Origin of the sequence: Bradyrhizobium sp. SZCCHNRI1029 (assembly GCF_032487555.1) — a bacterium.
Classification (GTDB): domain Bacteria; phylum Pseudomonadota; class Alphaproteobacteria; order Rhizobiales; family Xanthobacteraceae; genus Bradyrhizobium.
Genome location: NZ_JAUEUK010000009.1, coordinates 49,458 through 61,763, shown reverse-complemented (window position 1 = coordinate 61,763; position 12,306 = coordinate 49,458). Strand labels below are relative to the sequence as shown.

12 protein-coding genes are annotated in these 12,306 nt (G+C 66.0%); 5 read left to right on the top strand and 7 right to left on the bottom strand.

The genetic code is table 11. The annotated features are described in order from the left end of the window. Positions 1–31: 31 nt before the first annotated feature. Positions 32–838, bottom strand: coding sequence for a lytic murein transglycosylase (locus QW861_RS24495; RefSeq protein WP_316193574.1), 807 nt, complete (start codon positions 836–838; stop codon positions 32–34). Between the two features lie 272 nt (positions 839–1,110). Between QW861_RS24495 and QW861_RS24490 the strand changes: the two genes are divergently transcribed. The 3 genes from QW861_RS24490 (at position 1,111) to QW861_RS24480 (ending at position 3,237) form a co-directional block, all read left to right on the top strand. Continuing rightward, positions 1,111–2,055 (top strand): OmpA family protein, encoded by a 945-nt coding sequence (locus QW861_RS24490; RefSeq protein ID WP_316193660.1) that lies wholly within the window; start codon positions 1,111–1,113, stop codon positions 2,053–2,055. A 90-nt stretch (positions 2,056–2,145) separates the two neighbouring features. Continuing rightward, the gene (locus QW861_RS24485; RefSeq protein WP_315810609.1) at positions 2,146–2,658 is read left to right on the top strand and encodes a hypothetical protein; all 513 of its coding nucleotides are present in this window, start codon (positions 2,146–2,148) and stop codon (positions 2,656–2,658) included. A gap of 258 nt (positions 2,659–2,916) precedes the next feature. After that, the gene (locus QW861_RS24480) at positions 2,917–3,237 is read left to right on the top strand and encodes a hypothetical protein (protein ID WP_316193573.1); all 321 of its coding nucleotides are present in this window, start codon (positions 2,917–2,919) and stop codon (positions 3,235–3,237) included. Between the two features lie 103 nt (positions 3,238–3,340). On the opposite strand, the gene QW861_RS24475 is transcribed toward QW861_RS24480, so the two are convergent. Next, complete coding sequence (locus QW861_RS24475; protein ID WP_315826752.1) at positions 3,341–3,715, bottom strand: thiol-disulfide oxidoreductase DCC family protein; 375 nt, start codon at positions 3,713–3,715, stop codon at positions 3,341–3,343. A 219-nt stretch (positions 3,716–3,934) separates the two neighbouring features. Here QW861_RS24475 and QW861_RS24470 point away from each other — a divergent pair, with 219 nt between their 5' ends. Then, complete coding sequence (locus tag QW861_RS24470; RefSeq protein ID WP_315716474.1) at positions 3,935–4,171, top strand: hypothetical protein; 237 nt, start codon at positions 3,935–3,937, stop codon at positions 4,169–4,171. Between the two features lie 248 nt (positions 4,172–4,419). Here the strand turns inward: QW861_RS24470 and QW861_RS24465 are convergent, their stop codons facing one another. Then, positions 4,420–5,367: a DUF817 domain-containing protein gene (locus QW861_RS24465; RefSeq protein ID WP_316193572.1), complete on the bottom strand. Its 948-nt coding sequence runs from the start codon at positions 5,365–5,367 to the stop codon at positions 4,420–4,422. 369 nt (positions 5,368–5,736) lie between these two features. Between QW861_RS24465 and QW861_RS24460 the strand changes: the two genes are divergently transcribed. Further along, positions 5,737–6,027, top strand: coding sequence for a DUF6881 domain-containing protein (locus QW861_RS24460; protein ID WP_316175027.1), 291 nt, complete (start codon positions 5,737–5,739; stop codon positions 6,025–6,027). Positions 6,028–6,173: 146 nt separating this feature from the next. On the opposite strand, the gene rpoD is transcribed toward QW861_RS24460, so the two are convergent. The 4 genes from rpoD to QW861_RS24440 all read right to left on the bottom strand — a co-directional run bounded on the left by rpoD (position 6,174) and on the right by QW861_RS24440 (position 12,257). Continuing rightward, positions 6,174–8,282, bottom strand: a complete 2,109-nt coding sequence (gene rpoD, locus QW861_RS24455; RefSeq protein ID WP_315717492.1) for an RNA polymerase sigma factor RpoD — start codon at positions 8,280–8,282, stop codon at positions 6,174–6,176. Between the two features lie 428 nt (positions 8,283–8,710). Further along, the gene (gene dnaG / locus QW861_RS24450; protein WP_316193571.1) at positions 8,711–10,717 is read right to left on the bottom strand and encodes a DNA primase; all 2,007 of its coding nucleotides are present in this window, start codon (positions 10,715–10,717) and stop codon (positions 8,711–8,713) included. A gap of 266 nt (positions 10,718–10,983) precedes the next feature. Beyond that, on the bottom strand, positions 10,984–11,382 hold the full coding sequence (locus QW861_RS24445) for a gamma-glutamylcyclotransferase family protein (RefSeq protein WP_315717494.1): 399 nt from the start codon (positions 11,380–11,382) through the stop codon (positions 10,984–10,986). A 62-nt stretch (positions 11,383–11,444) separates the two neighbouring features. Continuing rightward, on the bottom strand, positions 11,445–12,257 hold the full coding sequence (locus QW861_RS24440) for a transglutaminase family protein (protein ID WP_316193570.1): 813 nt from the start codon (positions 12,255–12,257) through the stop codon (positions 11,445–11,447). Between the last annotated feature and the right edge of the window lie 49 nt (positions 12,258–12,306).

The following is a 12,306-nucleotide window of genomic DNA, read 5'->3' as shown; positions in this document are numbered from 1 at the left end:
CCTGAGAGCAGGACGCGAGCGACGGATGGCGCTACCGCCCGATCAACTGATCGGCGTAGTAGCCGATCGTCTTGCGGTAGATCACCGCCCTGTTCCACTCGCGCATCGCGTCGAAATTGGCCGAGCCCTCGTCATAAGGCGCGCCCATCTTGAAGCCGTTGCTGTGCAGCAGGTTGGCGGTCGAGGCCAGCACGTCGGCGGTGGAGTGGCGCAGGTCGACGCGGCCGTCGCCGTCGAAATCGACGCCGTATTTGATGTAGGACGACGGCAGGAACTGGGTCTGGCCGATCTCGCCGGCGAAGGCCCCGACGAGGTCGCGCAGAGTGAGATCGCCGCGCTGCACGATCTTCAGCGCCGCCAGCAGCTCGCCCTGGAACAATTCGGTGCGGCGGCAATCATGCGCCAAGGTCGCAAGCGTCCGGATCACCGGCAGCTTGCCCATGTCGCCCTTGCCGAAATCGGTCTCGAGTCCCCAGATCGCGACCAGGATCTGGCGCGGCACGCCATATTGCTGCTCGATGCGCGACAGCAGTGCGGCGTGCCGCTGCAGCATCGCGCGGCCGCCATTGATGCGGCCGGCGCCGACGCGGGTCGAGACGTACTGCTCGAAGCTCTTGTTGAAGGTGTAGCGCTGGCGGCGGTCGAAGGCGAGCACGGCCGGATCGAGCGTCACGCCCGACAGCGCCTGGCTGATCGTGCCGCCCGAGATGCCGGCGCTCTGCGCCTCCGCCGAGACGCCCGCGATGAAGGTATTGAAATCGCCGCCGCAGCGCGCGGCCAAAGCGGGAGAGGCAAAGGAGAGGATCGCGACGGCAACAAGGAAGCGGACAACGGACATGAGGAGAAAGGTCCCTGCATGAGAGCATGATGACGGCAGTCCGGCGGCGGACGCCGTCACAATGCCTGATTTGGCGGTACCAGGCCAGCCGGCGGGCGATAGCCACCGAACCGCACCCCATCGTCATCTTTTTTTGAACGGTCGGCGCGCTCGTCGCCACTCATGCAGGGCGTGCCTCGTCCGACGTCGCGCCGTTTTCGCGCGCCGATCCAAGCGCGCGTTCTGAAAACCACGAGCGTTGGCGCCACTTTTCGGGAGAGGTCCCCATGACGATGATGTTCCGGCTCGGCACACTGGCACAGCTCACCTTGGTCGCGGCCCTGGTGTGTCGCGGCCTGGCGCCCGCGGCCGCTCAGCCGGGCGATGTGGCGGGCGCAAAGGATTACCCCGGGATCGGCCGCTTCGCCGGCAGCGTGATCACCGGCTATGTCGCCAAGGATTTCGATGCGATGCGGCTGCAGGCGGCGCCGTTCAAGGCGGACAAGGCGACCGACGAGCGACGCCTGGAGGGGCGCGTCGTCAGAATCGCCTATCGCACCGCGCCGGGTCCCTCGATCCTCGAAGTGTCGCGCAATTTCGAAAACCAGCTCGCCAAGGCCGGCTTCGAGAAGCTCCTCGCCTGCGACACCGATGCCTGCGGCGGCATTCCCTTCACCGAGGCGATCGACCTGCTGCCGGTTCCACAGATGTGGGCCGATGGCTTCGACTACCGCTATTTTGCCGGCCGCAAGGAGGCCGGCGGCCGCGAGACCTTTGCCAGCGTGCTGGTCAGCCAGAACAACCAGCAGATCTACGCCCAGCTCACCATCGCCGAGCTCGGCGCGATGGAGAACAAGATGGTCAGCGCCGCCGAGATGGCGAAGGGCCTCGGCGACAAGGGCCACGTCGCGCTCTACGGCATCTATTTCGATACCGACAAGGCGACGATGAAGCCGGAGAGCCGGCCGACGCTGGAGCAGATCGCGCAGTTGCTCGCCGGCCAGCCGCAGCTCAGCGTCTTCATCGTCGGCCATACCGACAACCAAGGCAGCTACGACTACAATCTCGATCTGTCACGGCGGCGCGCCGAGGCGGTCGCCGCGGAGCTGGCGCGGAGCTACCGCATCGCGCCGGCGCGGCTGCGCACCGCGGGCGTCGGCCTGCTCGCGCCGGTCGGCAGCAATGCCACCGATGCAGGTCGCGCCCTCAACCGCCGCGTCGAACTGGTGGCGCCCTGAGACGGTGCGCGCGCCGGCGCGGCCGCTTGATCCTCGTCAATACCGCGCCATCGTCGCTTTCTAAGCTGCGCGGCAAAAGGAGATGACGCCATGATCGGGATTACGCTGTCCACCGACCAGATCCGCTCGGCGCCGCCGGAGGTGCGACGCTGGATCGAGCATCAGGTGCTGTCGGGTCTGGGGCTCGGCCCGGAGACGCCGCCTGCGCCCGCGCTCCCGGTCCAGGGCGCGCATCTCGTTGCCTGCACGGCCGAGGATGCCGCCAAGGTGCTGGCGCAGATCCAGAGCGCGCTGCCGGCCGTCAATGTGTTCTTCGAGTTCGGTCGGCCGGGCATCGCGATGGGCCAGCCGCCGATCATGATGTTCCGCCTGATCGACATCCTGCATCACACGCGGCTGCAGAACATCGGCCAGGTGATGGCCTCGCTGGAGATGATCAACAAGGCGCTGGTCGAGGTGAGGCACGATCCCTCGGTGCGCTTCTGCGGCTTCGACAATGAAGGCCACTGCCTGATCGCGCCGGAGACGCAACGCGCGATCGCCAGCGTCTGGCAGAGCGTGATCGCCAGGCAGCACGGCGTCGCCGAGGGCGAGGCGGCGTGAGGCCGCGGCTCCGGTTTCAATGAGGCGTCATCCGGAGCGCGCGGGGGCCCGGAATGACGGAGCGAGATGTGCCGCGGGCGCCTTGTGCGCGCGAGGTCCGCGGACGAGAGAGGGCCGCCGGGACACTCCCGCCTCCTGTCCCAAATCGACGCGCCCGGCGCGGCGCAGCCATGCCCGCCCCGAGCGGCTCCGGCCTTGAGCCGGTCGCGGACGGTGCTACGATATCGTTGTCGTTCACGATCCCTCGGGAGATCGCCGATGCAACCCAGCCAGCAGCCGCGCAGACTGCTCCAGATGCCTCTGTTCCGCCTGCTCGCGATCAACCTCGCGCTCGGCCTCGGCATGGCCGTGGTGCTGGTCGGCGGATTGCTGCTGCTCGATCCCTGGGGCCTGCGTCACCTGATCTTCGCCGACCACTCGCCCGTCGTCGCCATCGGCCTCTTGCTCGGCTCGTTCTTCGTCACCTTCGGCTCGACCGCGATGGGCACCGCGATCATGGCGCTCGGCCGCGGTGATGATGACGACGGCCCGCACGGCGGCACGCGGGTGCATGCGCGGGTGAAGGTGCGGAGGCGGTAGAGGCGAGCTGTTACCACGCGCTCGGTGCGCTCCCCTCCCCGCAAGGGGGAGGGGAGTCGACCGCGCCAGCGGCCGAAGCCTTGGCTCAAGCGGCAGCTCTCGCTCACCAATGCCCCCTCCGCTTGTTCCAGGCGAACAGCACATCGGCAAACCGGTCATAGCCGAACCGCGTCAGCGGCCGCACCAGGCGGTTGCCGAACAGGGTCGCCAGCCAGCCCTCGCCCGGCGTCAGCGCCCACAGCAGCAGCGCCACGTCGGCGCCGGTGATCAGCTGACCGTCCTCGTCGGTCGCGTGCAGGCGGCGGCGGACGGCGTCGACATCGGCGCCGAATGCGGCCAGCGCGTCGGGCTGCTCGTTGATGTCCTTGAACGCGACCCGCCCCGACTTGACCAGCGCCAGCAGCTTGTTGCGCTGCCAGTCGATGCCGGCGTCACAGACCGGGCAGCGCGTGTTGTACCAGATGGTGAGTTGGGGCATCGACATGGGCTGCATTCGCGGCGGGGTGAGACGTCCACGATGAACGCACTTTCATCCGGCAAAATCGAGGTGTTTCGGGACCCCGCCGGCCGGTCCGTGATCGCTCCGGCCGCCCTGCCGATTCGGCGAAAACCATATGACGAAAAAGTCAAATTCGGGCAGCGGATAAGCATTTTCTGGCATTGACCGGACCGGTCCCGCCGCCGTAAAGCGCCATCCATGGCGAAAAAACCCGGCTCCAATCCCAAAGGCGAATTCGCCTTCTTCAACGTGACCTACGAGGACGGCTCGCAGCGCTCCAACCGGCGCGTCCCGGCCGAGCTGCTCGGCGGCCTCGACGGCGACGAGCCCGCGCGCGGCTTCATCATGGAGCAGGACCGCGAGATCGCCGAAAAATCCGGCCGCCCGCCACTTCAGATCAAGTCGCTCGAGCGCGTTGGGGCGAAGAAGAAGTAGGCCGGCCGAGCTGCCGTAGGGTGGGCAAAGCGACCGCCGCCAGGCGGCCGCGTGCCCACGATCAACTGCGTACCACGAACGACCTCATCATGGGTTACGCGTCATGGCCGGGCTTGTCCCGGCCATCCGCGTCGTTGACGTCGCAATGACGTGGATGGGCGGGCCTTCGCCGCGACGAAGCGGCTTCGGCCGCGCAGGCGGGACAAGCCCGCGCACGACGCGGAGATATCTCGACCCACATCAGACCGTCACGCCGCCTCTCGCTCCGGCTCGACGGCGGCCGACCTCACCGCCCTGCCCTGCTCCATCGCCCTCGGCCGGTTGATCAGGCTGACCAGCGTGTAGCTGATGATCAGCAGCAGAAACCACGAGCCGAGCTTGGCCGGCGACACCATGGTCCAGCCATGCGCCTGCTGCGGATAGAGCCAGATCCGGGTGAAGGTGCCGACGTTCTCCGACAGCCAGATGAACAGCGACACCAGGACGAGCCCGAGCAGCAGCGGCATCGACCGGTGCACGCGCCAGACCTTGAAGTGGACCGTGGCCGGCGCGAACAGTAGAGCGGCGCAGCCGAACAGCACGAGCCTTAGATCGATCCCATAATGGTCGGTGAAGAAGTTGAGGTAGATGGCCGCGCTCAAGCCGATCAGCCAACGCCGTGACGGGTGGCCCGTGAAGCGGAAATCGAACAGCCGCCAGACCCGGCAGAGATAGCTGCCGATGCAGGAATACATGAAGCCCGAGAACAGCGGCACGCCGCCGAGCCGGATCAGGCTCGGCTCGGGATAGATCCACGAGCCGGTCGCGGTTTTGAACAGCTCCATGGCGGTGCCGACGAGGTGATAGATCAGGATGATCTTCGCCTCCTCGAATGTCTCCAGACGGGCGGCGAGCAATGCGGCCTGGACGGCGAGCATGCAGAGGAAGAGGAAATCGTAGCGCGCGAGCGGCGCGTTCGCCGGATAGAACCGCCACGTCAGCAGCATCAGCGCCACCGCGATGCCGCCGAACAGGCAGGCGTAAGCCTGCTTCACGCCGAAGCGGAGGAATTCGTAGAGGCCTCCAGTCCAGGGCGTCGCAGCCGCCCGCGCGGCAAGTCGCGCCTCGGCGGCAATGAAGGGACGCAGTGGCGCCCAGATCGCGGCAGAGCTGGCGGGCGCGTGGAAAGCAGATGATGAGACTTCGTCGTGCTGCATGGAAGGCCGGATCGGTGAGGACACCGATGACTAGCAGCCGCGTGTCATGCCGCGTCAGCGTAAAGTTCCGTCTCTTCCCGCCGCAGCGCGGACACGTGCGGACGTGCGAAGGCTGACTTTTCTGCAGCGACAATCCAACGCACGGCTCCGCGGCGACGATGAAAGTGGCTCAGCCCCGGTGCCGTAGGGTGGGCAAAGCGACGCCGATAGACGGCGCGTGCCCACCATCAAGTGCGGCGCCCGTGATCGGTGGGCACGGCGCACGCAGCGACGGCGCAAGTCGACACAGCAAGCCTCGCCTTTGCCCACCCTACTATTGCTACACATGATATGGTTCGCAGAGGTTGTTCGCGGTGCATGATCCCAACGATGGGCGAGAACATCTATATACGAGTGCGCTGGCTTCACGACTTTCAGGATGAGCCAGTTGACTTGTGGAGCGAGCTCGATCGGGAGCGCTTTGAAACGCGCAAGCTCGAAATATTTCGTGATGGCACGGTGGGATTCGCAAGCGCCACCGAAGCAACCGACGGCACGCGACTCGGCTCGATCCCCGTTCCTCCGCTGGACGAAATCGCGAGAGATCCCGAGTTTGTACCCGAAGAGATTTCTCAGGAGGCTTTCGAGCGTCGTTGGAATGCACGGCATTCGCGCAAGTAACTCCAAACATGGCCGCGCATTTCACAACCCCGCCTGCTTTCGCTCGTCCGGGCGCAAACGAAAACAGCGGACCGATCGGCCCGCCGTTGATGTCTCGATGAATTGCCGGGTCAAGCCCGGCAATGACGACAAAGATCGAACGTCAATCAGTTGTCCAAGAAGCTCCGCAGCTTCCGCGACCGGCTCGGATGCTTCAGCTTCCGCAGCGCCTTCGCTTCGATCTGGCGGATACGTTCTCTCGTCACCGAGAACTGCTGGCCGACTTCTTCCAGCGTGTGGTCGGTGTTCATGCCGATGCCAAAGCGCATGCGGAGAACGCGTTCTTCGCGCGGGGTCAGCGAGGCCAGCACGCGAGTGGTGGTTTCGCGCAGGTTCGACTGGATGGCGGCGTCGATCGGCAGGATCGCGTTCTTGTCCTCGATGAAATCGCCGAGATGAGAGTCCTCCTCGTCACCCACGGGGGTTTCGAGCGAGAGCGGCTCCTTCGCGATCTTGAGGACCTTGCGCACCTTCTCCAAGGGCATGCCGAGCTTCTCGGCGAGCTCCTCCGGGGTCGGCTCGCGGCCGATCTCGTTCAGCATCTGGCGCGAGGTGCGGACGATCTTGTTGATCGTCTCGATCATGTGCACGGGGATGCGGATGGTGCGGGCCTGGTCGGCGATCGAGCGGGTGATCGCCTGCCGGATCCACCAGGTGGCGTAGGTCGAGAACTTGTAGCCGCGGCGGTACTCGAACTTGTCGACCGCCTTCATCAGGCCGATATTGCCTTCCTGGATCAGGTCGAGGAACTGCAGGCCGCGGTTGGTGTACTTCTTGGCGATCGAGATCACGAGACGGAGGTTGGCTTCCACCATCTCCTTCTTGGCCTGACGGGCCTCACGCTCGCCCTTCTGCACCGAGTGCACGATCTTGCGGAACTCGCCGATCTCCAGACCGGTGAGCGCGGCCATGGCCTGCACCTCCTGGCGCAGGTCCTTGATGCGGTCCTTCTCGTAATGGACGAAGTTCTTCCAGCCCTTTGCGGAGAGCTTGGAGACGCGGTTGAGCCAGCGCGGGTCGAGCTCCGAACCCTGGTAGTTGCGCAGGAAGTCCTCGCGCGCGACGCCGTGGGAGTCGGCCAAGCGCATCAGCCGGCTCTCGAACGAGACCAGCTTCTTGTTGATGTCGTAGAGCTGCTCGACCAGGGAGTCGATGCGGGCCTGGTTGAGGCGCAGCGACTTCACCTCGACGATGATCTCGTCCTTGAGCTTCTTGTACTTGCGCTCCTGCGAGGGCGACAGCGACTCGCTCTGCAGCTGGTTGGCGATGTCCTGCTCCTGCAGGCGTCGCAGCTTCTTGTACTCGGACGCGATCTTGTCGAAGGTCTCGACCACCTTCGGCTTCAGCTCGGCCTCGATGGCGGCGAGCGACATCTGGTTCTCGAACTCGTCGTCGTCCATGTCGGCTTCGGCCGCCGCCTCGCCGGGATCCTTCTCCTCGGCGGGCGCGCCGTTCGGCGCGGCGCGGAACGGCGTCGGCTGCTGCGGGGCGGCCGGCGGCGCGACCGCGGCCTGGACCTCGCCGCCCTCGGCCGCAGCGCCCTCGCCATTCACCGGCGCGGCGATCTGCGGATTCATGCCGCCCTTGGCCTCAGGGCCGGCATAGGTGGCTTCGAGATCGATGATGTCGCGAAGGAAGATCTTGCCTTCGTTGAGCTCGTCGCGCCAGATGATGATGGCCTGGAACGTCAGCGGGCTTTCGCAGAGGCCCGCGATCATCGCCTCGCGGCCGGCCTCGATGCGCTTGGCGATGGCGATTTCACCCTCGCGCGACAGCAGCTCGACGGTGCCCATCTCGCGCAGATACATGCGCACGGGATCGTCGGTGCGCTCGCCGGGCTCCGACTTCTTGACCTCGGTGACGGCCTTCTGGGTGATCTCGACAAGCTCGTTGTCGGTCTCGTCCTCGCCGTCGTCCTTCTCGTCGGACTCGTCGGCCTCCTCGGCCTCGGTCACGTTGATGCCCATGTCGGAGAGCATCGACATGATGTCTTCGATCTGTTCCGGCGAGGTGGTGTCGGAAGGCAGGACCTCGTTGAGCTGATCAAAGGTCACGAAGCCGCGCTTCTTGGCCTGCTTGATCATCTTCTTGACGGCGGCGTCCGACAGGTCGAGCAACGGCGACGGCGCATCGGCGGCGTCCTTCTCGGGAGCGTCCGCGGCCTTGTCGTCCTTTTCCTTGTCCTTCACCTGCAGCGTCTTTGCCTTCGTGGCCATTCATTGCTCCCGAAACGCGCCCGCTCCGCCCGTGGCATCGTAGCCCTTGGCATCGCGGCGCCCGCCTGCTCTACTCAAACTGTTCTCGACGCGGAAAGGGCGGCGCACTTTTAACGTCGCCACCCCCTGAAGCCCGTCGCTCGTTTCGTCCTACGCTGGTGTCGTCCCGTTTTCGGACCGGCGCGCGTTTCTTGCAAAAGCGATACCGGTTTTGCAATCGAATCCGGCGCCCGACATGCAGGCGCGGTGTCCGACAGCGAAACCAACCCATCTGCCGCAGAAAATGCCCCGGACCTCTTAAACTTCGATTAACCCTGTTTTTGCAGCCAAACCATGGATTTGGCGAGTCTTTTCGCGCGGACCTGATACCGCGCGGGCGGACCGGGCCGAAATGTGCTCAACTGGCGACAGGGCGCCGGGCGTCCCGTCTACACGTTGCGGTTGGTGCGTCCGGACAGTTCCCCGAAGCCTTCGATCAGCGCTTCGGTGCCGTCCATCTCGGCCATCCTGGCCTTCACGTCCCTCAACCAGCCCATGTTCGGCTCGCTCGGCTCCTCGCCCAGCGCCAGCTCGGCATCCTTCAATTCCCTAAGTAATGAGTGCCATTGCCGATGCAAGGCAACCAGCTGATGCCAGGTCGCAAGAACGTCATCGCGCGCCGCGCCCGATTTGGTCGCCCACACCGCCGCGGTCGTGATCGCGCGCTCAACCCGTTGAAGAAGCTCGGAAAAGCCTGCCTTCTCCAGATCGGCCCGCATCTTCTCGGCCTGCTCGTCCGGATCCGGCGAATGGTGATGGTCGTGGGCGAAGGCGGCGATGATGGCGGCGCGGAGCTTGTGCGCCTCGGGATGGGCCAGTTCCAGCGCGGCGACCTCCTCCAGGTGGTCGTGCAGGAGCCAGGGGTGGTTGATCAGGCACTGCAGGATCAGGGCCTCCCGGCGCGAGATCGCCGAGCGCTGGCCGCGCATGATCGGGCTCATGGCGAGCTGCGGGCTGGCCGCCTGGTAGGGGCCGCGGGCCATGGCCTGGCCTGTGGATGGCGGTCCGCCGCGGCGGCCGCCTCCTGTGGATAACCGACCAGGCTGTCCGGAACCGGGACTGCGGGGAGCAAAACGCCGTCCTGATTCGGCACCGAAGCCGCGGCCAAACCCCCGGCCGCCGTCCGGGGCGAACGCCCGGTACAGCCGGTCGCCGAGATCCTGCTTGTAGTAGCGCCGTACCACCTCGTCGGTGATGCCGCCGGTGAGCTGGCCGATCCGCGCCTCCAGCGCGGCACGGCGCTCCGGGGTGTTGAAGCTGCCGCCCTCGATCTCGCGCGACCAGATCACCTCGGCGAGGGGCTTTGCGATTTTGAGCACCTCCTCGACCGCGCCGCGACCGCCGGAGCGGACGAGATCGTCGGGATCCTGTCCCTCGGGCAAGAGCGCGAAGCGCAGGCTCTTGCCAGGCTTGAGATGCGGCAAAGCAAGGTCTGCGGCCCGATAGGCCGCCTTTTGGCCGGCGCGGTCGCCATCGAAACAGAGGATCGGCTCGTCGACCATCTTCCAGATCAGCGAAAGCTGGCTCTCGGTCAGCGCGGTGCCGAGCGGCGCGACGGCGCCGGCAAAGCCGGCCGCGACCAGCGCGATGACGTCGACATAGCCCTCGACCACGATCATCGGCGCGCCGTTATGGGCGGCCTGGCGGGCGCTGGCGAGATTGTAGAGGTTGTCGCCCTTGTGGAAGAGCGGCGTCTCCGGCGAGTTCAGGTATTTCGCCGGCACGTCCTTCTGCAGCGCGCGGCCGCCGAAGGCGATGACGCGTCCGCGGAGATCGGTGATCGGGAACATCACGCGATCGCGGAAGCGATCATACGGCACCGGAATGTCGTCGCCGCCGACCAGCAATCCCGCCTCGACCATGTCGGCCACCGGGACGCCCTGGGCGCCGAGATATTCCTTCAGCGCAAACCGCTCCTGCGAAGCATAGCCGAGGCGAAACTGGAGCTGCGTCTGCGGCAGGATCGCGCGATCGGCAAGATAGCCGCGGGCGCGCGCGCCATGACGGGAGGCCAGCGTGTCAGAAAAGAACTTGGCCGCCAGCTCCATCACGTCGTACAGCGTCTTGCGCTGCCGCTCCTGGCGCGCTGCATCGGGCGTGACCGCGGGCAGCGCCAGGCCGGCGATTCCCGCGAGCCGCTCCACAGCTTCGGGGAAGCTGCAGCCCTCGGTCTCCATCACGAAGTCGAAGATGTTGCCGTGCTTGCCGGACGAGAAGTCGTGATAAAAACCCTTCTGGTCGTTGACGTAGAAGGACGGCGTCTTCTCCTGCTGGAACGGCGACAGCCCCTTCCACTCGCGCCCGGCCTTCTTGAGCTTCACGCGCTTGCCGACGACGTCCGAGACCGGAAGCCGGGCGCGCAGCTCATCGAGAAATTCCGGCGTGAAGCGGGCCATGAGCGGGCTGGTGGTCCTGTGGTGGTGGCCTAGGCATATAGGCACCCGTGTACGAAATGTGAACTTCCTCCGGCTTGTCCGGGCTATTCACAGGCCAGCTCTATCCTCCGGTCATTCCGGGGCGCCCGCAGGGCGAGCCCGGAATCCATAACCACGACCAGTCGTGAGGCGGGACGGCCGCGCCACTGCGTGTCCTCGCACCGTTCGTGGTTATGGATTCCGGGCCCATCGCTGCGCGATGTCCCGGAATGACGGCGCGGAGAGACTTAGGGCGCCAAAAACCGTCCCGAGGCGATGCGGGCGACCTCGTCCACGGGCCAGTTGTACACGTAGGTCCAGGCCTCGCGGGCCGCGCCGTCGGCCAGCGTCACGGCGAGGCACCGGCGCAGATATTCGGTCGGCGCGGCGAAGCCTTCGCCGCAGGCCTCGTACATGTCGAACTCGCGCAGCATCGGCTCCGGCTGGTGCAGCCGGAACAGCTCGCCATGGACGAGATCGGCCGCGTCATCGGACGGCACCAGGCCGGGATAATGCTGGATGCGGTACAGCCGGCCGCGGCAGCTTGCCTCGGCGACGAAATCGGCATTGGCCGACAACAGCCGCGCCATCGGATGGTCGAAGCCGCGCATCAGCGTGCCGTAGACGAACAGGAGATCGGTGGTCATGGCCCGTCTATAGCGGCGATCGCCGATGATGCGAAGCGGCGGCCGGCCGCGCCCTTCTCTGCTCAGGCGGCCGCGATCTCATCGCTGACGACGTGGAATTTGGTCAGGGTCATCAGGCCGAACGAGGTCGACAGCGCGACGTCGGCGGCGTCCCGTCCGGTCGCCATCAGGATGCGGCCGATGCGGGGCATGTTGTGGCGGGCATCGAACGTGTACCACCGGCCCGAGAGATAGACCTCGAACCAGCCCGAGAAATCCATCGGGACCGGGTCCGGCGGCACGCCGATGTCGCCGAGATAACCGGTGCAATAGCGCGCCGGAATGCCCATGCAGCGGCAGAAGGTCAGCGCGAGGTGGGCGAAGTCGCGGCAGACGCCGGCGCGCTGCTGATAGACGTCGTGCGCCGACTTCATGGCGTGGGCGTGCTCATAGCCGAACGTGACGTGGCCGTGCACGAAGTCGCAGATCGCCTGCACGCGCGCCCATCCCGCCGGCGCGCTGCCGAACAACGACCACGCGACCTCGGCCAGCTTGTCGGTCTCGCAATAGCGGCTCGGCATCAGATACAGCAGAAGCTCATCGGGCAGCTGCTCGATCGACAGTTGCTGGGCGCCGGGATCGATCGCGTCCGGCCGCCCGCTGTCGCGGACGATGGCGCTGCCGTGGAAGGTGACCCCGCCGGCCGGCGCCACCAGCCGTCCACAGAGATTGCCGAAGCTGTCGTTGTAGAATTTGATCGGCACCTTGGGCTCGGTCGTAATCGTCTCGGTGCCGACGATGTCGGGAAAGCGCGACGGATGGATCGACAGCATGATCACCATCGGCGTTGCCGCCGGAGCCGCATAGGCGATCTCAAATCCAACCTTGATCAGCATGAAGGCTCCTTCGCCCCGTTCGGGCGGCACGATGCGCCAGCCTCATCCA